This window comes from Actinorhabdospora filicis (assembly GCF_030269765.1).
GTDB lineage: Bacteria > Actinomycetota > Actinomycetes > Mycobacteriales > Micromonosporaceae > Actinorhabdospora > Actinorhabdospora filicis.
The window spans coordinates 88643-108841 of the sequence record NZ_BSTX01000008.1 but is presented as its reverse complement, the minus strand read 5'-3'; the positions used below and the strand labels follow the sequence as shown (position 1 = coordinate 108841).

The following is a 20199-nucleotide window of genomic DNA, read 5'->3' as shown; positions in this document are numbered from 1 at the left end:
CCTTTCGAGATCCCTCAAAACATCGAACCCGCGTACGATCCGGCCGGGAGGCACGGTGGCGACATGGACGCGTTTGCGATTGGGCGAGCTCGATCGCGTGGCGGTGTCCGTCGCGCCCGACCAGGGCGCCACGCTGATGTCGCTGGTCGCCGACGTCCTCGGCGGGCGCCCGCAGGGGGTGCCGCCCGGGGTCCGCGCCGGGCTGCGCGCTGCGCTGCCGGCGGAGGCGGGGGCGATCGTGCGGCCCATGTTCGCGCCGGGCTTCTCGCTGGTCCCCGACTGCCTCACGCTGACCCGGACGCTGTCGGCGACGCCGGTCGGCGAGCGCCTGGAGGAGCTGGCCGAGCTGCCCGGCGAGGTCTTACTGGCCGAGCTGGAGTACGACTTCGACGGGGTGGTGCCGCGTCAGTGGCGGGTGGTGGTGGACGATCCGCGCGCCTTCATCGCGGGCTACCTGGGGGTCCTGCGGGCGGCCTGGGACGCCTTCGCGCCGCTGTGGCGGCGGACGGCGCCGCTGGTCGGCCGCGAGATCGAGCGGGTGGGGACCGCGGCGGTCTCCGGGCGGCTGGACGCCGTCCTGGGCGCCCTGTCGCATCGCACGCGCCTGCGCGGCGGCGATCTGCTGCTGCCCGATCCGCATCCGGAGGTCTTCGCGCTGGGCGGGCGGCGGATCACGCTGGTGCCGCTGGCCTCGGGGACCTCGGCCTCGGTGTTCAGTCTCGACCGGCCCGATGAGGTCTGGCTCGGCTATCCCCTGCGCGGCCTGGGCGGGCTGTGGGCGGGCGAGCCGGTGCCGCCACCGGCGTCCGACGCGCTGGCGCTGACGCTGGGCGGGGTCCGGGCGGCGATCCTGCGCGCGGCCGGGCGGGGCGTGACCGCCGGGGAGGCCGCGCGGGAGGCGGGCTGCTCGCCGGGGACGGCTACCTACCACTGCGCGCGGCTCGAAGGGGCCGGGCTGATCACGCGCGAGCGGCGCGGGAGGCGGGTCCTGCTGCGCCGCACCGAACGCGGCGACGCGCTCACCGACGTGCTCGGCTAGACGACGCGGACCGACTCCATCACGTCGTCGACGATCCAGTCGAACTGCTTGTGGGTGCTGGGGACCGACACGTACAGCACGGCCGCCTCGGGCCGCCCGACGTCGATGAGGGCGACGCCGACCAGCTCGTCCTTGGCGGTCAGGCCCTCCTCGTCGAAGTGGATGCGCATCCGCACCACCCACGCCGAGCGCCCGCCGATGTCGATGCGCTCGTCCCGCAACGTCTCCATGGTGTTCGGTTTGGGGTAGTAGGAGGCGCGCACGTCGGCGGCGACGAGTTTGGCGGTGCACTGGAGGTCCAGGTCGGCGCCGTCGTTGACGCGGGCGGGCACCGAGCCCGACAGGATCGAGGCCAGGTACTCCCCGCCGGGATAGTTCTCGGTGACGAAGTACTGGCCGACGCGGTAGGAGACCTCCAGCTCGCCCATCCGCCAGTCGTCGTGCCAGGGCTTCCACGGGTCGCCGTAGGCGCGGTAGGAGATGCCGGACTTCTGGTCGACCGTCCGGTCCCCCTCCGGGGGCGGGCCGGGTTCGCCCTGCTCGGGCGAGGAGGCCAGCGGCGGGCACTGCTCGGCGAGGAAGGGCTTGTCGTCCTTGGGGGCGGAGTAGTCGTTCGCCGACTGGGGCTTGTCGCCGGGCAGCGCGCCCTGCGCGGCCAGGGCGATGACGATCACCAATCCGATCGCCACGATGCCGATGCCGGCCACGACGAACCAGCGCAGGACCTTGGGGTCCATGCGCGGGGGCGTCTGGGGGTGCGTGCTCACCCCGCTAGTGTGCCCCGGCGAGTCACGGGACGCGGACGGAGGCGAAGACCTCGTCGATCACCCCGTCGAGGTCGTCGCGGACGCCGGGGACGGTGACGAACACGATCGCCGCGCCCTTGTCGCCGTCGATGAGCAGCGTGCCCTGGAGTTCGCTGCGGGACGAGAAGCGCTCGTCGATGACGTGGTAGCGCGACAGGTTCAGCCACGCCGGGCGGCCGTCGATCGTCCGCAGCTCCTGGCGCAGGACGTCGGTGGAGGCCGCGCCCGACTCGTAGCCGGTCATGTCGATGATGTCGGCGACGACGAGCGCGCCCAGGCAGGCCAGGTCGGTGACGACGGCGTCGCCGACGTTGGTGGGCATGCGCGTGGACCCGATGACGGCCCAGTTGGGCGTGCCGTCCACGCCGACCTCGGCCTCCAGCATCTGCCCGGAGTGGAAGCTCAGGCCCAGCTCCTGCGTCTTCCAGTCGAGCACGAACGGCCGCCACGGGTCGGGGTAGGCGCGGTAGGACACGCCCGACTCGCCGTCGGCGGTCCGCGCGGGGCCCGCCTCGCCGTCGAGGGGCTCGCCGGTGTGCGGGGCGTCCTCGGGCGAGAGGCAGGTGGCGATCTTCTGGGTGTAGGGGTCGGGGTCGACACCGTCGACGTCGTCCCCGCCGCCGGTGGGGCCGGAGGTGCAGGCGGTCAGCGTGATGAGCGCTATCGCCGACACGACAGCGCGAATTCGCATGTAGACGGTGTTCGCGGCCACCTTCTCACCCTTATGCTACGTGACGACCGTCACAGATCATCTGTGCTCGTCCACAAAGGAGTGTCCCTCATGCGCACCACTTCCCGGCTCAGATGGGCCGGCTCGACTTTACTCACCGCCCTCGCGGTGATACTCACGGTCATCGCCGCGCTCCCGGCACACGCGGCGGGTCCGTCCTATGTCGCCCTGGGCGACTCGTACTCGTCCGGCGTCGGCACCCGGTCCTACCTGGCCGACGACGGCTGCTACCGCTCGCAGTACGCCTACCCGTACAAGGCGGCGGCCGCGATCGGCGCGAGCCTGTCGTTCCAGGCGTGCTCGGGCGCGCGCACCTACGACGTCCGCGACAAGCAGCTGGGTTCCCTCAGCGCCGGGACGAACTTCGTCACCGTCTCCGTCGGCGGCAACGACGCCGGTTTCTCCTCGATCATCACGCAGTGCGCCAAGCCGTGGCCCTACACCTGCTGGGGCGACATCGACAAGGCCGACAACTTCATTCGCGGCACCCTGCCCGGGCGCCTCGACGAGCTGTACGGGCTCATCCGGTCCAAGGCGCCCAACGCGAAGGTGATCGTGGTCGGGTACCCGCTGCTGTTCAACGGCGAAACCTGCAACGCGCTGGCCCGCCTCAGCGCCGGCGAGCAGTCGCGGATGAACACCACCGGCGACCTGCTGGACGACACCATCCGCGGCCGCGCCCAGGCGCACGGCTTCACGTTCGTCGATCCACGGTCCGCCTTCAACGTCCACCGCGTCTGCGATGACGTGGAGTGGATCAACGGGCTGTCCAGCCCGACCACGGAGTCCTATCACCCGAACCGCGACGGCCACGTCGCCTACACCGGGCTCGTCCGCCCGCAGCTGAGCTGAGAGGTCCTTTGGAGCTTCCCCCGGCACCCGGGAAGCCCTAGAGTGGCGCCACCGGTTACCCACCGGTAGTCGCTTCTCTTTACCCCCAAGGAGAGCAACATGTCACGTCGGCTTCGGATCCTCGCCCTCGGCGGGGTCCTCGCCCTCGCGTCGGTGTTGTTCGCGGCGGCCCCGGCACAGGCCGCCTCGATCGACTACGTCGCGCTCGGCGATTCCTACTCGTCCGGTACCGGCACCGGCCAGTACATCGAAACCAACTGCTACACCTCCGTGCACGCCTACCCGTACCAGCTCGCCACCGACATCGGGGCGAACCTGTCGTTCAAGGCGTGCTCGGGCGCCCGGACCGGCGACGTCACCGCCAACCAGATGGGCACCCTGTCGGCCGGCACCGACCTGGTCACCATCTCCATCGGCGGCAACGACGCCGGATTCTCCGACGTCATCACCCAGTGCAACATCCCGTTCGTGAACTGCATGGACGACATCGACAACGCGAACACGTTCATCGCCAACAGCCTGCCCGGCAAGCTCGACGCGGTGTACAACGCCATCAGCGCCAAGGCGCCCAACGCGCACGTGATCGTGGTCGGCTACCCCAAGCTGTTCAAGGGCAACAACTGCAGCGTCATCAACGGCATCAGCGCCGCCGAGCGCACCGCCCTGAACGACACCGCCAACCGCCTGGCCAACGCGATCGCCGCCCGCGCCTCGGCGCACGGCTTCACCTTCGCCGACGCCAGGACGCCGTTCACCGGGCACGCCATCTGCGATTCGACGTCGTGGATCAACGGCCTCTCCTGGCCGATCATCGAGTCGTACCACCCGAACAAGCTCGGGCAGGACGGCTACACGACGCTGGTGGAGGGGAAGCTCTAGCCGCCACCGGGCTGGATAGACGGATGGATTGAGGAACGGGACGCCGGGGCTTTCGGGCTCCGGCGTTCCGGTGTTCTGGTGGGTGGGCGTTCGGACGCGACTGAGGGACGAGCGGGCGGGACGGAGGGGCGGGTGGCGGGTCGGCGGGTGGTCGGTGGTCGCGGATCATGTTTCGGCTTTGTTACGAACTATCCACAATCACCCGGATATCCACAGGTGCCGGGGATCAGCCGTTTGACACCCCACGCTCAAGGCCGGTTACGTTCGCCCCAGCGGGGCGGGCTCTGGGCCCCCACCGAAAAGAGGTCGGCGAAAAACGCACGGTGAGCAGGGCGAGCGCGCGGCACGTCGTCGCGCGTCATGTGCCCGGGATCCGCTGCCCACGCCTCATCGGCCCAGCCCCAGCCCACCGCGATCGTCCAGCCCCAGCCCACCCGGGCCCCCGTCCGCGCCCCACCCCGTCACACCCCCCGGTTACCGTCCCACCATGGGTGTCTGGGGCCGCGGCCCGTTCGACAGTGACGGCGCGTGGGACGCGCTCGACCACATCGGTGGGGCCCGCCCGGTGAGGCCGCCGCGCGGGTGCGGGAGGCCCTGGACTGGGCCGTCGCCTTCGACGGCTACCTGGACGCCACGGAGGCGGCCGGGGCGATGGCCGCCGTCGCCCTGATCGCGGCGAGGCTGGGCGCGCCGGTCGAGGACGAGCGGGCCCGCGAGGTCCTGGCCGCGCGGCCCTTCGAGGCCGGCGCCGGGCTGGTCGAGCACGCGCTGCGCGCCTGGGACCGGGTCACCGCCGCCACCGGCAGCGAGTGGCACGACCTGTGGGCGGACGTCGGCCGGCTGCCGGAGGTCCTCGCACTGCACGAGCCGTACCGGGCGGCGCTGGCCGCCGCGCGGGATCAGGCGGTCTGAGCCGCCACCGCTGCGGCGACCCGCGCGACCTCGGCGTCCGGCCCCAGGGCGAGGGGCCGCCGGACGACCCGGAAGTCGCCCATCTCCTCGTCCCGCCACACTCCCAGCGCGAGGCTCCATCCGCCGCGGGAGCGCCATTCCAGGTTCGCGTGGTAGACCTCGCCGTCGTCGACCGCGCGCTCCAGCAGCGCCGAGGCGTGCAGGCCGAGGCGGAGGAGCGACCCGTGCTCGCCGTCTTCGAGCCCGTCGGGCCCGGCGAGCGGGCGGGTGAGGGCGTGGTCGAGCCCGGCGGCGGTCAGGGCGTCGCGGGCGGCGGCGATGAGCGCCGGGTCCGCTTCCCGCAGCGGTGCATGGGACGCCAGGGCGGCCTCCAGCGCGGGGTCGGGCACCGACGCGCGGCGCGCCTTCCAGTCGCCGTCGCGGCGGGAGAGCCCGGACATGTCGCGGCCCAGCGCGAGCATCTCGGCGGCCAGCTCGGCCGGGGCGGGGACGATGCCGGAGCCGATCGCGTAGTCGGTGTGCAGGTAACCGCGCACCGCGCCGGGCTCGCTGGTCTCGTGGACCGTCCAGCCGGTCTCCTCGTGCCAGCCGAGGCCGGCGTCGTAGAAGGTGTCGTCGTGGTCCATGAGCGCCATCCGCCAGGCGCCGCCGACGCGGAAACGCCGGGAGCGCACGGGATGCGCGAGCGCGCCGATCCCGCTGATCTCGACGCCGGCGGCTTCGAGGGCGGCGACGCAGATGCCGAGGTAGGGGGTGGGGTCGGTCATCCCGGCACCCTAGCGAGAGAACGCGAAGCTCCACAGTGGATTAGGAGCCGAAGCCCCTCTTCTCGGCCGCGGCGCGCTCCTCGTCGGAGGCGTCGCCGCCGGTCACCGCGTCCTTGCCGGTGTCGTAGGCGTAGTCGGCGCCCGCGCCGATGCCGTAGTCGATGGCACCGTCGATCGCGGCGTTCTTCGCCGCCCGGCCGGTCAGGGTCGTCCCGCCCAGGACGTTGCTCAGGAGGTGCTGGGTGATGTTGGTGGCCAGGGCCTGCGGCCCGATGACGCCGTTGGCGAAGCGGTTGGCGGTGGTCGACAGGCCCTCGCCGTTGGCGCGGGTGAGGATGCCCAGCCCGGTGCCGTCGATCTTGCGGCCGAGGGCCCGCAGCGCGAAGTTGCCGTTCCGGAGCTCGTCCATGGCCTCGATGACGGGTTTGATCTTGCCGCGCAGGAGCTGGAGGGCCTTCTCCAGCTCGGTGACGGCCTTGGCGACCTTGCTCGCGGTGTTGGCCACCTGGATGGTGGTCGCGGTTCCGGCGGCCACGACCGAGGCCCCGGCGGTGATGTAGGACGCGGCCAGCGCGGCCAGCCACTCCACGATCAGCCCGGTGACCAGGTCGGTGAGGATCGAGACGCAGAACTCCACGAAGGCGTCCATGAGGTCGGCGAAGGTCTCCAGGGTGTCCTTCAGCCCCCGGACGTCGCCGCCCATCGCCTTGGCGCCCTTGCCGAAGTCGTCCATCCTGGTGCGGAAGGCGTCACCGGCGGCGCCCTGCCACGCACCGGTGGTCTTGCGGGCGCGTTCGGGTTCGGCGGTGGCGACCTGGTCGAGCCAGTTGCCGACCTGTTCCCAGCCGGACGCCGTGGCGCGCATCTGCTCGGGGTCGCCGAGGGCGGGTTCGATGACGCCTTCGATGATCGGGCTGAGGATGATGGAGATCAGCCAGCCGAGCCCGTTGGAGATGAGGGCCTGCCCGGGGCTGGCGATCGCCGAGAGGATCTCCATACGGGAGGAGACGGTCGCGGCGGCGACTTCCGGTGGCGAGGTGGCGTCGGCGAGGTCTAAAAAGGACCCCGCGATCGAGCTGCCGCGTCCCGAGGCCTGCTCGAACCAGCCGTCCTGTTCGTAGGTGCCCTTGTTCAGGTCGGCGAAGGTCCCGGGTCCGTCGGGCGTGGTCACGCCGGGCCGCCCATCTTCTTGAGCGCGCCGGCCACGCCCTGGTCGGTGCCGGTGTAGCTGCCGTGGACGTCGGTGAGCTTGCCGTCGACGTCTTCGAGGAAGGTCTTCGCCTGCTCGCTGGTCGCCTTGACCGCGTCCAGCGCGTTGAAGTAGATCCGGCCGTAGGTGACGCCGCCGATGAGGCCGAAGCACTGATCGTCCACTCTGGCCTGTTCGAGGAGCTGCGAGAGCCGCCGGAACTTCGCCGCCAGTTCCTTGCTGCCCTGACCGTAGGAGAGGAGGGCCTCGGGGTCGACCTCGAAGGTGCTCATGCGGTGCCCTCCGCGTCCTGGCGCGCCTGGTCGATGCGGGCGAGTTCGGCGGCGAGTTCGGGATCGAGGTTCGCGCGCGTCTTGTCGGCGGCGTCCACTGTGGCCTGCCGGATCATCGCCATGATCTCGTTGGTGAGCGGCAGGTGCCCGCGGGTCATGGCCTTCGCCGAGAGCCTCAGGTCGAGGACCGCGCCGGTGCCGGTGACGGTGACCTCGACCGAGCCGTCGCGGCTGCGGGCGTGGCCGGTGATGTCGCGCATCCCGGCGGCGGCCCGGGCCAGGCGCGCGGTCTTCTCCTCGAAGTCGCGCAGGATCTGCTGGTAGCGCGGGAGTTCCGCGGCTGGCTCGGGCATCACCGGCTCCTCGGACACGTCTCGGGGGCTCACCGTGAGGCTAGTCGCGGTGCCGGTTTCGCGCTGTCCCGTGCGCCGCGCGGGCGGTGGCGGTACCTTCTCCGCGACGATCTTGAGAGCGATCCCGAGCGGAGTGGAGGCCGACGTGCGCAAGGTGATGCAGGAGTCCCACGGCGGACCCGAGGTGCTGCGGGTGACGGAAGCGGCGATCCCCGAACCCGGGCCGGGTGAAGTGCTGGTGCGGGTGGAGGCCGCTGGGATCGCGCTGCCGGACCTGCTGCGGCTCAAGACCGCCTCGCCGCTGCCCGCGCCGGTCGGGGGTGAGCTGGTGGGCGAGGTGATGGCCCTCGGCCCGGATGTGCGGGGCATCGGGCTGGGTGAGCGGGTCGCGGGAGTGACGCCGCACGGCGCCCTCGCCGATTACGCGGTGGCCCCGGCGGGGCTGGTGAGCCGGGTGCCGAGGGCCGTGGACCCCGTGGAGGCGGTCGTCATCGCCCGGAGCGGGCTCGTCGCGCTCGGGGCCGTGGAGGCCGCCCGGGTCGCGGGTGGTGAGCGCGTCCTGGTCACGGGCGCGGCCGGTGGTGTCGGGCATCTCGCGGTGCAGATCGCGCGCGGGCTGGGCGCGCGGGTCGTGGGCGCGGTGGACTCGCCGGAGAAGGCGGAGTTCGTGCGCGGCCTGGGCGCGGAGAGGGCGATGTCCTATGAGGACGGCTGGGACGGCGGGTTCGACGCGGTCCTGGACGCCGTGGGCGGTGAGGTCCTGCGGAAGGGAATCGCCGCGCTGAAGCCCTTCGGGCGGGCGGTGACCTTCAGTGCCGAGGGAGCGCTGGTGGACACGTACTCGCTGCGGCCGGAGATGAAGAGCCTCACCGGGTTCGCCGTCGGGACGCTGGCGCGGCATCGTCCGTCCGAAGTGGAGCGGATGCGGGCGCAACTGTGGCGACTGCACGCGGATGGGGCGGTAAAGCCGCAGGTCCACGCACGTCTGGCACTACAGCGGGTGAGCGATGGTTTCGAGATGCTCGACACACGCAAAAACATGGGCAGGGTCGTGATCGTTCCCTAGATTGTCGCCATGACCAACACGAACTTCGCGGTGACGAGCGGATACGCCGACGTTCCCGGTGGATACATCTTCTACAAGACGGTGGGTTCGCTCGACACGGCGACTTCGGGACGAGACGTCGTCCTCCTGAACCCGGGCGCCGCCGACATGCGGGTCTGGGACTCCACTGTGGAGTGGCTTTCGCGGATCGCGCGGGTCACCATGTTCGACTACCGGGATTCTGGACTTTCGTCGCTGGCGACGGAGAAGTACGACGAGATCGAGGACGTGCGGGCCGTGATGGACGCGGCCGGTGTGGAGCGCGCCGTCCTCATTGGAGTCTCGGACGGCGGACGGCGGTTGCTCGCCTTCGCGCACCGGTACCCCGAGCGGGTGGAGCGCGCGGTGCCGGTGTCGGCGTCCTTCGGCCCGTTCCCGGACCCGACGGAGGAGGAGACGGCCGCGCGTGAAGTGATGCTGAAGCACTTCGAGCACGTGATCGCGCTGCGGAACCCCGAGCTGGGTGGAGTCCCGGCCGTGGGTGAGGCCGACATCGCCGCGTGGGCGCCGAAGCTGCCCGAGCACGAGCGGCGGCGGCTGGTGGCGATGCAGGTACAGGCCTGGTACTGGGTGATGCTGGAGGATTACCTGGGCGTCGAGCTGGACCCGCCGGTGGCGGAGCGGTTGAGTGAGATTCGCGTGCCGGTGAGCGTGCTGTCCGGGAAGCATGATTTTCAAGGGACGCAGCTGTGGTCCAAGCGCCTCGCCCGGGAGGTTGAGGGGGCGACCCTCACCGAGCTGGACGAGGGCGACCACTACACGATGCTGTCGGCGCCGAAGGAGTTCGAGGCCTTCGTGCGAGGGCTGCTCGCCTGAGCCTGTTCCGACTGACTCTGCTCTTCTAATCGATCGCGGTGGCCTGGGACCAGACGACCCGCCAGGGTGAGGACGCGTCCTCGCGCCGGTAGGAGTCGGTGTGCCAGGCCTCCAGTTCGCCGGGCTGGTTGCCGCCGATCTGGATGCAGATCGAGGAGCGGTAGCGCAGGACGGCGATGGTCGTGTCGGCCATGACCTGGATTTCGGTGAGGGCTTCGAAGCGGTGGTACCGGATCTCGCCGGAGAGGATCCCGCCGATGTAGTCGGACTTCGTCCACACGCCGCCACTGGGGTGGACGAGGAGGAAGTCCGGGGCGTGGAGGGCGTCAAGGGTCTCGGCTTCGGCGGCGACGAGGGCCTTGAGGCGGCGGTGTTCGAGCGCGGCGAGTTCGGACATGGGGTGACCGTAGTCCGTCACCGGGGTCAGAGGTGGAGAGCGCCGGTGCCCCAGGTGATGTAGGTGTCGGAGATGGATTTGGTGTCGTAGTTGCCTTCGGGGTCGGCGGGGTGGAGTGCGACCCAGTAGAGGCCCATCTCGTGGAAGGTCGAGGTGAGGGCGGCCAGTCCCCAGGGGACGAGGCCCGCCCTCATTTCTTTGAGGGAGATGTCCGGCGCGGCCGCCGCTTGACGGATGACGAAGTGGACAGCGCCCTCAGGTGACTTGCAGACTTCCCACAGGACGTACTCGTACGTATCTACGACAGTGGTTTCCTCGTTGACCATGACAGGCCTCCAAGCCTCGTGACCGCCTCCCCAGGCCGTTAGTTGAGACTACGTTTCGACTATCAACTTGAGCAAGAGCGTGGTCTACTCGGCGTGTCGCACCACGCGTGCGATGACGGAAACCCGACAGTGAGGGAGTTCGGTGCACCCAGCTGAAAGCAGCCCGACCGTAGCCGCCCGGCTGCTCGCCAATGAGCTGCGACGCCTGCGCATGGCCGCCGGTCTGAGCCAGGCGGATGTCGCGGGCGAACTCGGGTGCGCACCGGCGAGAGTCGGTCACCTGGAGACGCGACGGAATCAGGTGCGGCGATCCGACCTGCTCGTGATGCTCCAGCTGTACAAGGTGCCGGTGGAGCGCCAGGTCTGGTACCTCGACCTCGCGGTGAAGGCCAAGGAGAAAGGCTGGTGGGATCGGGCCTCGGGAGTGCCGGAGTGGTTCTCCTCCCTGATCGGCCTGGAGTGGGGCGCCACCCAGATCCAAACCTTCGAGCTGAGCGTGATCCCGGGCCTGCTCCAGACGCGTGGCTACATCGAAGCCCTCTTCCGCGACGATCCCGAGCGACCTGAAGACGTGATTCGTGAGTTCGCAGAGCAACGTCTCCGGCGGCAGGAAGCGCTCACCCGTGATCGGCCCATGCTGCTGCACGCGATCCTCGATGAAGCCGCACTCCGCCGGATGGTGGGTGGGCCAGAGGTGATGCGGGAGCAACTTGGGCACCTGGTCGAGGTGAACCAGCAGCCGCACATCCGTGTGCAGGTACTGCCATTTGTGCGCGGAGCCGTGCCAGGTCTTGAGAGCGGCTTCCACCTGATCGGGTTCGGTGTGGAGGCCGACCCGGGCGTGGTCTACCTGGAAACGCAGATCGGCGGGATCTTCCTCGAAGAGGAAAATGAGATCACCACGTACGAGGTCTCCTGGGCGAAGCTCACCCGCAGCGCGCTGACGCCCGATGAGTCTTCAGCAATGATCAAGAGCCTGATGAAGGAAACCAAATGACCGAGTTCGTCTGGCGCAAGTCGAGCTACAGCACCAGCAATGGCGGCAACTGCATCGAGGTGGCGTGGCACCGGTCGAGCTACAGCCACGGGAATGGCGGCAACTGCGTCGAAGCCGCTGCGACCGGCCCCTCGATCCTCGTCCGCGACTCGAAGCTCGCCGTGTCACCGATCCTCCAGGTGGATCGTGCGTCCTGGGCCTCGTTCGTGACCGCACTGGGTTCCCTGGGCTCCCTCACCTGAACATGTCCTCCGCGATCTCCGGCACGAAAGACTGGTGCGCGTAGGTGAACGGCTCCACCGGCCTCCACGTGCTCCTCGGCGTCCCCGGGGGATTGACGTTCTGAAGGTTGTTCCACTCCAGGAACGCGAATGGCGACGTCATGACCCGGGGCGCCAAACTCATGAAGTTCTCCACCCGCCCCTCCCGACCAGCATCGCCGACAACGCACTCCTGCGCGCGGCCGTGAAGTCCTGGATGCGCACCCGCCCACCCGACGCGGTCGCCGCGGCGGTGAACGTCCCGCACCTCGGCAACCCGACGGCGCCCACCAGCGAGGCGATCACCGGCGGCAACCCCGGCACCCTCCCATCGGCGTAGGCGTCACCGATGAGCCGGGCATATCCCACCCCCCGCACCCCCACCTGATCCATCTCCTCGATGGTCCCCCCGCGCGTCACCCCGTCGAGCACCCACACGTGATCGATCAGCGCACTGGGAAGCAACGCTGCAACAACGTCCCGCCTATCCCGTTGTTGCCTCTGCTGTGCGCCGACGGCCGCAGCGACGCGATCGTCCCCGGCCGCCCGACCGACTCAAGGGCCGCGCTGATCTGCCCGGCGCTGATCGGTCACCGGCGCCCCTTTCGGCAACGCCGTCACCGCCGTGGTCAGCGAGTCGAAATCCGCCTGCGCGAGCAGATCCAGGTCGAACAGCCTCGGCAGGAGCCCTAAGACGGCAGCAGTTCCTCCAAATCGGGGAACTCCCCGGCGTCCACCGTCCTATTGACACCGACGTAGTGGAAGCACGCGCGGACCTTCTCTTCTTCAATCCCCCGGAGCTGGGCCCAGGCCCTCCGGTACGCCGCCAGCTGCACCGCCGCGACTCTCCTGGCCTCCAGCGAGCGCGGCGGGCGGCCGGTCTTCCAGTCGACAACCTCAAAATCAAACTCTTCGTCGCGGCTCTCGAAGACGGCGTCGATCCTCCCCCTCACCGGCACGCCACCGACCATCGTCACGAACGGCACCTCCACGGCCACCGGCCCACGCGCGGCCCACCGGCTCTCCGTGAACGCGCTCTTCAAGTCCTCCAAGTCCTCATCAGGCGCGGCGTCATCATCGGCCGCGCCCGGCAGCTCGTCCACATCCAGCAGCGGCCGGGCACCGAAGAACTCCTCGACCCAGGCATGAAAAGCCGTCCCTCGCCTAGTCCTCGGCTCGGGCTGCTCGGGAAGGGGCCGGCGCAGACGAGCCGCGAAATCTTCCGGATCCCGGCGCAAGGCCACCAGCTGGGACACCGACAGCTGTCCGGGGAGCTCAAGGCGCACCACTCCGGACGCGTTCTCGTCGCGCTCGGCCAACAGCAACTCCGCCTCATGCGCCCAGGCGGCGACTTCCTCGTCCTCCTCGGGCGCGATCTCCGGCACGTCCACCGTCGACATGGCCATGACCAGCGCCGCCGCCTCTTCGATCGCGCCCTGCTTCGCTCCCAGCGGCGCGGGCGCGGGCCACACGGCACTCGGCGGGTTCTCCAGCATCGGATTGCGCTCGTCCATCGGACGCTCGGCCCACTGATCGACCGTCGCCTCGGCCGACCTCAACTCCTCCAGGTAAGCCGAGGGGCCCGACACACCCACCGAGGTCTCACCCCACCAGTACCCACTCGTCACGAGCGTGTGCCGGGCACGGGTGAAGGCCACGTACGCCAGCCTCCGATCTTCCGACAGGTCATGGGCGCGCCAGTCGGTGGCGAACTGCTTGATGGCCTTCGCCGAGGTGGTCCCCTCCAGCTCCAGCATCGGCAGGTCGGACGCATCGCCGCGCAACTCGGTGGGCAGCTCACCCGGCGAGGACAGCCACGACGAGCGGGCCTTCTCCCCGGGAAAGACCCCTTTGGACAGTCCGGTGACCGCCACCAGATCCCACTCCAGCCCCTTGGCCGCGTGCACCGTGAGAATCTGCACCGCACCCGGGTGCGGTTTCGCGGGCGCCGCCTCCAGGCCGCGCTCGGTGTCCTCAGCCGCCTTCAGATACGCCAGGAATCCCGTCAGCGTCGCCGTGGGCGAATCCGCCGAATACTTCGCGGCCAGATCGGCGAACGCGTCCAGCTGCGACCTGTCTCCCCTGTGGACGGACACCTCCACGTCCAGCCCGGTGGTGCGCTCGATGTCGGCGATCAACTCCGACAAGGGCTGCCCGAGGCGGGAGCGCAGGGCGTCGATCTCCTCGCGCAGGGCGTGGATGCGCTCCCACGCCACCTCGGTGTACAGATCCTGATCGCCGGGATCGTGGATGGCCTCGGCCAGCGCGGTCTCCTCGGCACGATCGGCGTCACGAGCCTTACGCCCCTTGCCGCGCGCCTCGGCCAGCTCGCCCGCGCGACGGTAGAGCGCGACGAGGTCCCTGGGCCCGAGGCGCCAGCGGGGCCCGGTCAGCAACCGGATGAGCTGCCCGCCCGCGCCGGGATCGGCCAGGACGCGCAGGGTGCAGTAGACCTCGCGGACCTCCGGCACGTCCAGCAGGCCGCCGACGCCGACGATCTCCACCGGCAGCCCGCGGCCGCGCAGGGCGCGCTCCAGCAACGGGATCTGCGAACGCTTGCGGACCAGTACGGCCGTGGACGGCAGCGCGGCCGGCGGGGTCTCGGTCCAGTCCCCACCGGACACCGAATCCGAGACCGAGTTCCAGATCTCCTCGACGGTGTCGGCGACGTACTCGGCCTCATCGGCCACTGTCGGCAGCAGCGCACACCTGACATCGCCCGCGCCCGGCGCGCCGGGCGTCAGCGGCGCGACCACCGCGCCACCGTCCCGCAGGGGCCCGGAGATCGCGTTGGCCACGGTCAGGATCCGCGCCCGGTTGCGCCAGGAGATCGTGAGCTGAAAGGCCTGCGGTTCTTGATTCTCGGCCGCGGGGAACGAATCCGGGAACCGCTTCAGCGTCCCCGAGGACGCCCCACGCCACCCGTAGATCGACTGGCACGGGTCCCCCACCGCCGTCACCGGATGCCCGCCGCCGAACAGCGAGCGCAGCAGCACGATCTGCGCGTGGCTGGTGTCCTGGTACTCGTCGAGCAGGACCACCCGGTAGCGGTCGCGCTCGGTCGCGCCGACCTCGGGGACGCCGGCGGCCAGCCGCGCCGCGTGCTCCATGATGTCGGCGAAGTCGGCGGCACCGAGCTCGCGTTTCCGGTGGTGGTAGGCCTCCACCAGCGGCAGCAGCTGCAACCGCGCCTGCTGCACCGAGATCGCCTTCGACACGTCCTTGACGAGCTTCTTCCCGGCCTTCTCGGTCAGGCTCTCCACCATCGAGTCGGTGTAGCGGCGCAGCTCCTCGGGCCCGCACAGGTGCTCGGCCAGTTCACCGGCCAGCGCCCGGACCCGGTCGACCACCGTGTCCAGCGTGAAGTCCACATGGGACATGTCTCCGCCGTAACTGCGGACCACCGAGTCGGCCAGCTGCCAGGCGGAGGCCTCCGAGAGCATCCGGGTCTGGGCGTCCAGCCCGGCCCGCAGGCCGTGCTCGCCGACCACGCGGGCGGCGTAGGAGTGGTAGGTGGACACCGTGGGCTCACCGAGCTCGGCGCTCTCGTCCTCCACCTCACCCCGGTCGGTGCGGTCGTTCTGGAAGGCCGACAGGCCCGCCAGCCGCGCCAGGCGGCGCCGGACGCGCTGCCCGAGCTCCGCGGCGGCCTTGCGGGTGAAGGTGAGCCCGAGGACGTGCTCGGGCCGCACGAATCCGTTGGCTATCAGCCAGACCACGCGCGCGGCCATGGTCGCGGTCTTGCCGGACCCGGCCCCGGCGACCACGATCGTCGGCGACAGCGGCGCCTCGATGACGGCGGCCTGCTGCGGGGTGGGCGGGAACTCGTCGCCGAGGAGCCGGGACAGCTCCACGGCGCTGTACCTGGGGCTCAATCGGTCACCTGCCGGCCCTTGCCCGAGATCGGGCAGGCGTCCTTCACCTTGCAGGTCGCGCACTTGCCGGTGTGCTTGGCGGTGAACGTCGCCGCCGCCATCCGCTCGGCCACGTCCAGCACCAGATTCTCCGCCCACTTCGGATCGTCCCTTTCGGACAGCGCGCTCTGCTCGCGCACCGCCGGTCCCACGCTGGACGAGCCGATGTGCAGCAGCGCGGCTCCCCCGGCCTCGGTGCCCTCCTTGAAGGCCCCGTGCTCGGCGGCCACCTGGTAGGCCGCCATCTGCGGGTTGGCCTCCGCGTCGGCCTTGCTGGGCGCGTCACCCCGGCCGGTCTTGATGTCCACGATGTACAGACGCCCGGCGGCGTCCTTCTCCAGCCGGTCGACCTTGCCCGACAGCTCCACCGTCACATCGCCCTCGGACAGCGTCACGGTGAAACCGCGCTCGGCGGCCACGAACTCGCGCGGGTTCTCCCGCACCCACGCGGCGAACTTGTCCACCATCTTCGCCACCCGCTCGCGCTGCTTGGCCGACAGCCAGGGCGCCTCCACGGGCATGGACTCCATGTTGGCGCCCACGTAGTCGTGCATCGCGGCGGCCACGTCGGCCGCGCCCACCGACTCCTCGGCGGCGGCGTGCACGATGTTGCCGATCAGCTGGGCGGTGCCGGACGCCTCGGAACCGCCGTGCCGCTCCAGCACCCAGCGCAGCCCGCAGTCCAGCACGCTCTCCACTGTGGACGGCGACACGCGCACCGCCTCGCCCGGCATGGACAGCGGCCGGTCGTCCGACAGCGCCGCCAGCCCCCACCACGAACGCGGATCGGCACCGGCGACACCGGCCTCCGCCAGCCGCGACAGCTGCGCGGCGGCGGCCGCGCGCCGGTGGTCCGGGGCGTGCTGGTCGGCGGCGGCCAGCCGCAGCCGCGCCACCAGCGAAGGCAGCGTCATGGGCGCCTCGGGCGCGGCGGCCTCCTCCGGCTCGATCCCCAGCTCCTCCAGGAACCGCGAGGGCACGCCCTCCTCGTCATCGTCGACGGCGGTGACCAGCAGCCGCTCCCGCGCCCGCCCCACCGCCACGTAGAACAGCCGCCGCTCCTCGGCCAGCAGCACCGCCGCGCGGTTGATGTCGCGCGCGGCACGACCGGCGTCGGTGTCGACCAGCGCGTCGGCGGCCAGCAGCCCGTCGCGCAGCCGCAGGTTCGGCCACGAGCCCTCCTGGACCCCGGCGATGACCACCAGGTCCCACTCCAGGCCCTTGGCGGCGTGCGCGGTCACCACCCGCACCGCCTCACCGCGGTCGGCGTGCGCGGCCAGGGTGTCGGCGGGCAGGTCCTGCGCCAGGACGTGCTCCACGAAGACCTCCGGGCCCGCGCCCGGCAGCCGGTCGGTGAAGTTGGCGGCCCCGTCGAACAGCGTCATCATCGCGTCGAGGTCGGCGTCGGCGGAGGCCGCGCGCGGCCCGCCGGACAGGGCCAGCTCGGTGAGCCGCTCGGCCAGCCCCGAGTGCCGCCACACCGCCCACAGGGTCTCCTCGACGCTGTACCGCAAAGACCGGTCCCCGTCCCGGACGAGGGCCATCAGCTCGCCCAGGGCCCGCACGGGCCGCGCCCACGGCTCCTCGGGCAGCTCCCACAGGTCCGGGTCGCGCAGGGCCTCGGCGAGCAGGTCGCCCGAGGGACGCCGGTCCCCGCGCTCCATCGCCGTGGCCCGCAGCGCCTGCCGCAGCCTGCGCTCCCCCAGCGGGTCGGCCCCGCCGAAGGGCGAGTGCAGCAGCGCCACCGCGGTGTCCTCGTCGACGTGCTTGGGGTCGAGGCCGCAGCGGACCAGCGTCAGCAGCGGCCGGACGATCGGCTGCTGCGACAGCGGCAGGTCCTCGCCGTGCACGGCCATGGGGATGTGCGCCTGCCGCAGCGCGCGGGCCAGCACCGGCAGGTGCGCGGCGGTGGACTTGACCAGGACGGCCATCCGCGACCAGGGCGTCCCGTCGCGCAGGTGGGCGGTGCGCAGGACGTCGGCGATGTGGGCGGCCTCGGCCCCGGTGGAGGCGAAGACGCGTGCCTGGACGACGCCGGGGGTCTCGCGGGCCGATGCGCGTCCCCGGTGCGGGCCGAGCCCGGCGAGGCGGCGGGAGACGGTGCGTCCGGCGGCCAGCAGCTTCTCGCCCGCGCGGTGGGCGTGGGTGAGGTGGACGCGCTCGGCGGGCGTCCCGTCGCGGTGGGTGAAGACGTCGGGGAAGCGGCGGACGCCCTCGGGGTCGCCGCCGCGGAAGGCGAAGGTCGCCGAGTCGGGGTCGGCGAAGGCGACCAGGTGCGTGCCCGCGCTCGCCAGCCGCCGCAGGAGGGCCAGCTGCCCGGGGTCGGTGTCGTGCAGCTCGTCGACGTAGACGTGTTCGGGGCGGACGGCCTCGGCCAGCGCCGGATCGCGGTCCAGCAGGGAGGCGGCCACCCGCACGATCTCGGCGGTGTCGTAGCGGCTGCCGCCCTCGCGCAGGGCCAGTTGTGTCAGGTAGTCGTGGTAGAACTCGGCGGCGGCGGTCCATTCGGGCCGGTTCTCCGACTGGCCGTAGGCGGCCAGGCGGGGCGGGTCGATGCCGCGTTCGGAGCAGCGCAGGATCAGGTCGCGCAGCTGGGTGGCGAAGCCGCGCGTGGGCACCGCCGCGCGCAGGGAGGGGGGCCAGGCGGCCGGGTCGGACTCGGCGAGCAGTTCGCGGATGATGAGGTCCTGCTCGGGTCCGGTGAGCAGTTTCGGGGGTGGTCCACCGGCCAGGCGCAGGATCGCGAAGGCGAAAGCGTGAAATGTGTGGACGTTGACCTCGGTGACCGTGCCGCCCCGCCCGGGGGCGACGGCCGAGGCGATGCGCCTGCGCAGGGACTGCGCGCCCCGGCGGCCGAAGGTGAAGGCGAGGATGCGCTCCGGCGGCGTCCCGCGCGCCACCCGCGCGGCGACCGAGGCCACCAGGGTCGAGGTCTTGCCGGTGCCGGGCGCGCCGAGCACAAGGAGCGGACCGGCATCGTGATCGATGACGGCCCGCTGGCTCTCGTCCGGTTCGTAGGACCCCGGTTCGGTCTGCCGCCGGAAGGCGTAGCGCGAACTCACCGGCCCAGGTAACCACGAGGGGGCGACGCCCGGCCAGTGCGACACGTTCGAACGTCTAGTCGGTCACCTGATGACGCGCCCGGCTCCCGCACGCCTCGGATCGCCCGCCGCCTCGGTCGGCGAGACCGCGCTGGCGCCCCCGAAGTAGTGCCGGTCCACGCTCCACTCGTTGACCTCGTAACCGGCCTTGACCAGGGCGGTCAGCACGTCGGTGGACACCCCGGGCTCGGTGTGGGCGACGCTGCCGCAGATGTGGAAGCGGGGCCGGTCCAGGGCCTCCCCGAGGGGTGCGCCCAGGGCCAGATGGTTCACCAGGACGTGCGTCAGCGCCGTTCGAATGCGCGAGGCGCCGGCCGAACCGGCGGCCAGGACCACACCCCGGTTGTCCATCGCCACCAGCGGGCACATCATGCTGCCCATCCGGTGCCCGGCGGTCAGCGGGCCGCGCAGCAGCTCACCCTCCCCGAGCATCGAGTTGAGGTGGACGCCGAAGCCCGGCAGCCACACCGCCGAGCCGATGCCCAGGGTGGTCGTCACGACGCAGGCGTTGCCGTGCCGGTCCATGACCGAGATGTTGGTGGTGTCGCCCGGCCCGCCCGGGTCGGGGCCGGTGAGCGCGTCGGCGATGGCCACCGCGCGGTCGCCCTCGTCCAGGCCCGTCATCGTCGGCAGGCCCGCCAGGGTCGCCAGGGTGTGGTTGAGGTCGTCGCGGCCGTAGACGACGCGCCCGGCGAAGACCGTGCGGTGGACGGGCACGTCCAGCACCCGGTAGGCGGCCAGGTCGGTGGGCCCCATGCGCCCGCCGCCCTCGCGGACGGCCTCGACCATGACCGCGCCCAGCTCGCCGGTGTAGAAGTCCCCGGCGCCCGCGCGGGCGATGCGGTCCAGAGCCTCGGCCAGGCCCGGGTGGTAAAGGATCTGCCCGCCCCGCAGGAGCTCGCCGTCGGGGGCGTAGGCGACGCGCCCGTCACCGGGCAGCAGCGCCGCCGCGACCGTCGGGAGGGTCGTGGCGTGCTCCTCGGGCAGTGGGACGCCCCGCTCGGCGAGGCCGATCGCGGGCTCCAGGAGGCTCCCCCACGGCCTGCGGCCCCACCGGCGGTGCAATTCGGCGGCACCGGCCACCAGGCCCGGTACGCCGACGCTGGCGCCGCCGATGGAGAAGCGCATCGGGACGGCGCCGAAGGCGACGTCGATCTCGTGCATCGGGCCCGCGTCCCCGCCGTCGAGGCCCGGGACGGCGGCGAAGAAGTCGAGACAGGTGACGGTCCCGGTGGCGGCCTCCACGTAGGTGGCGAAGCCCGCGCCGCCCAGTCCCGTCATCACCGTCTCGCCGACGCAGGACGCGAACATCGCCGCGACGGCGGCGTCGGCGGCCGAACCGCCCGCGGCCAGCACGGCGGCACCGGCGTCCACAGTGGCCGGATGACCGGCTGCGATACCCCCATAACGGCCCATGCACGGGAGAGTACGCAGTCGGTCACCGGCCGAACTGTCAATTCCTT

General features: G+C 71.4%; 21 protein-coding genes. 9 read left to right on the top strand and 12 right to left on the bottom strand.

Features of this window, described 5'->3' with window-relative positions:
- The first annotated feature begins 79 nt into the window (after positions 1 to 79).
- On the top strand, positions 80 to 1039 hold the full coding sequence (locus QSK10_RS33310) for a winged helix-turn-helix domain-containing protein (RefSeq protein WP_285667540.1): 960 nt from the start codon (positions 80 to 82) through the stop codon (positions 1037 to 1039).
- On the opposite strand, the gene QSK10_RS33305 is transcribed toward QSK10_RS33310, so the two are convergent.
- Together QSK10_RS33305 and QSK10_RS33300 are read right to left on the bottom strand one after the other, a co-directional pair.
- The gene (locus tag QSK10_RS33305; RefSeq protein ID WP_285667539.1) at positions 1036 to 1806 is read right to left on the bottom strand and encodes a hypothetical protein; all 771 of its coding nucleotides are present in this window, start codon (positions 1804 to 1806) and stop codon (positions 1036 to 1038) included. The two genes, QSK10_RS33310 and QSK10_RS33305, sit on opposite strands and share 4 nt — an antisense overlap.
- A gap of 22 nt (positions 1807 to 1828) precedes the next feature.
- Positions 1829 to 2557 (bottom strand): hypothetical protein, encoded by a 729-nt coding sequence (locus QSK10_RS33300; protein WP_285667538.1) that lies wholly within the window; start codon positions 2555 to 2557, stop codon positions 1829 to 1831.
- A 69-nt stretch (positions 2558 to 2626) separates the two neighbouring features.
- On the opposite strand from QSK10_RS33300, the gene QSK10_RS33295 reads away from it, so the two are divergent.
- From QSK10_RS33295 to QSK10_RS33285, 3 genes are all read left to right on the top strand, one after another.
- On the top strand, positions 2627 to 3427 hold the full coding sequence (locus QSK10_RS33295; protein ID WP_285667537.1) for an SGNH/GDSL hydrolase family protein: 801 nt from the start codon (positions 2627 to 2629) through the stop codon (positions 3425 to 3427).
- Between the two features lie 99 nt (positions 3428 to 3526).
- On the top strand, positions 3527 to 4306 hold the full coding sequence (locus tag QSK10_RS33290) for an SGNH/GDSL hydrolase family protein (RefSeq protein ID WP_285667536.1): 780 nt from the start codon (positions 3527 to 3529) through the stop codon (positions 4304 to 4306).
- Positions 4307 to 4834: 528 nt separating this feature from the next.
- A complete protein-coding gene (locus QSK10_RS33285) occupies positions 4835 to 5218 on the top strand; it encodes a DUF4259 domain-containing protein (protein WP_285667535.1) in 384 nt (127 codons plus the stop codon).
- Here QSK10_RS33285 and QSK10_RS33280 read toward each other — a convergent pair.
- The 4 genes from QSK10_RS33280 to QSK10_RS33265 are packed head-to-tail and all read right to left on the bottom strand — an operon-like array spanning position 5206 to position 7820.
- Positions 5206 to 5985 (bottom strand): DUF6292 family protein, encoded by a 780-nt coding sequence (locus QSK10_RS33280; RefSeq protein ID WP_285667534.1) that lies wholly within the window; start codon positions 5983 to 5985, stop codon positions 5206 to 5208. The two genes, QSK10_RS33285 and QSK10_RS33280, sit on opposite strands and share 13 nt — an antisense overlap.
- Positions 5986 to 6025: 40 nt before the next feature.
- The gene (locus tag QSK10_RS33275) at positions 6026 to 7156 is read right to left on the bottom strand and encodes a WXG100 family type VII secretion target (RefSeq protein WP_285667533.1); all 1131 of its coding nucleotides are present in this window, start codon (positions 7154 to 7156) and stop codon (positions 6026 to 6028) included.
- Positions 7153 to 7467 (bottom strand): hypothetical protein, encoded by a 315-nt coding sequence (locus QSK10_RS33270; RefSeq protein WP_285667532.1) that lies wholly within the window; start codon positions 7465 to 7467, stop codon positions 7153 to 7155. Before QSK10_RS33270 ends, QSK10_RS33275 begins: the two co-directional genes overlap by 4 nt.
- Complete coding sequence (locus QSK10_RS33265) at positions 7464 to 7820, bottom strand: YbaB/EbfC family nucleoid-associated protein (RefSeq protein WP_285667531.1); 357 nt, start codon at positions 7818 to 7820, stop codon at positions 7464 to 7466. The genes QSK10_RS33270 and QSK10_RS33265 overlap by 4 nt, the downstream gene beginning before the upstream one ends.
- Positions 7821 to 7965: 145 nt before the next feature.
- Here QSK10_RS33265 and QSK10_RS33260 point away from each other — a divergent pair, with 145 nt between their 5' ends.
- Positions 7966 to 8886 (top strand): quinone oxidoreductase family protein, encoded by a 921-nt coding sequence (locus QSK10_RS33260; protein WP_285667529.1) that lies wholly within the window; start codon positions 7966 to 7968, stop codon positions 8884 to 8886.
- A gap of 9 nt (positions 8887 to 8895) precedes the next feature.
- Complete coding sequence (locus QSK10_RS33255; protein ID WP_285667528.1) at positions 8896 to 9741, top strand: alpha/beta fold hydrolase; 846 nt, start codon at positions 8896 to 8898, stop codon at positions 9739 to 9741.
- Between the two features lie 25 nt (positions 9742 to 9766).
- Here QSK10_RS33255 and QSK10_RS33250 read toward each other — a convergent pair whose 3' ends face one another.
- A complete protein-coding gene (locus QSK10_RS33250) occupies positions 9767 to 10138 on the bottom strand; it encodes a nuclear transport factor 2 family protein (protein ID WP_285667527.1) in 372 nt (123 codons plus the stop codon).
- Positions 10139 to 10164: 26 nt separating this feature from the next.
- On the bottom strand, positions 10165 to 10464 hold the full coding sequence (locus QSK10_RS33245) for a hypothetical protein (protein ID WP_285667526.1): 300 nt from the start codon (positions 10462 to 10464) through the stop codon (positions 10165 to 10167).
- Between the two features lie 142 nt (positions 10465 to 10606).
- Between QSK10_RS33245 and QSK10_RS33240 the strand changes: the two genes are divergently transcribed.
- Together QSK10_RS33240 and QSK10_RS33235 are read left to right on the top strand one after the other, a co-directional pair.
- A complete protein-coding gene (locus QSK10_RS33240) occupies positions 10607 to 11461 on the top strand; it encodes a helix-turn-helix domain-containing protein (protein WP_285667525.1) in 855 nt (284 codons plus the stop codon).
- Positions 11458 to 11703: a DUF397 domain-containing protein gene (locus QSK10_RS33235; RefSeq protein ID WP_285667523.1), complete on the top strand. Its 246-nt coding sequence runs from the start codon at positions 11458 to 11460 to the stop codon at positions 11701 to 11703. The genes QSK10_RS33240 and QSK10_RS33235 overlap by 4 nt, the downstream gene beginning before the upstream one ends.
- On the opposite strand, the gene QSK10_RS33230 is transcribed toward QSK10_RS33235, so the two are convergent.
- Entirely contained in the window at positions 11696 to 11866 is a 171-nt protein-coding gene (locus QSK10_RS33230; protein ID WP_285667521.1) for a hypothetical protein, read from the bottom strand. The genes QSK10_RS33235 and QSK10_RS33230 overlap by 8 nt on opposite strands.
- Before the next feature lie 72 nt (positions 11867 to 11938).
- On the opposite strand from QSK10_RS33230, the gene QSK10_RS33225 reads away from it, so the two are divergent.
- Positions 11939 to 12061: a hypothetical protein gene (locus QSK10_RS33225; protein ID WP_285667520.1), complete on the top strand. Its 123-nt coding sequence runs from the start codon at positions 11939 to 11941 to the stop codon at positions 12059 to 12061.
- 349 nt (positions 12062 to 12410) lie between these two features.
- Here the strand turns inward: QSK10_RS33225 and QSK10_RS33220 are convergent, their stop codons facing one another.
- The 3 genes from QSK10_RS33220 to QSK10_RS33210 form a co-directional block, all read right to left on the bottom strand.
- Entirely contained in the window at positions 12411 to 15596 is a 3186-nt protein-coding gene (locus tag QSK10_RS33220) for an ATP-dependent helicase (RefSeq protein WP_285667519.1), read from the bottom strand.
- A complete protein-coding gene (locus tag QSK10_RS33215; RefSeq protein ID WP_285667518.1) occupies positions 15593 to 18697 on the bottom strand; it encodes an ATP-dependent helicase in 3105 nt (1034 codons plus the stop codon). The genes QSK10_RS33220 and QSK10_RS33215 overlap by 4 nt, the downstream gene beginning before the upstream one ends.
- A 63-nt stretch (positions 18698 to 18760) precedes the next feature.
- Positions 18761 to 20152 (bottom strand): gamma-glutamyltransferase, encoded by a 1392-nt coding sequence (locus QSK10_RS33210; protein WP_285667517.1) that lies wholly within the window; start codon positions 20150 to 20152, stop codon positions 18761 to 18763.
- Positions 20153 to 20199 lie beyond the last annotated feature (47 nt).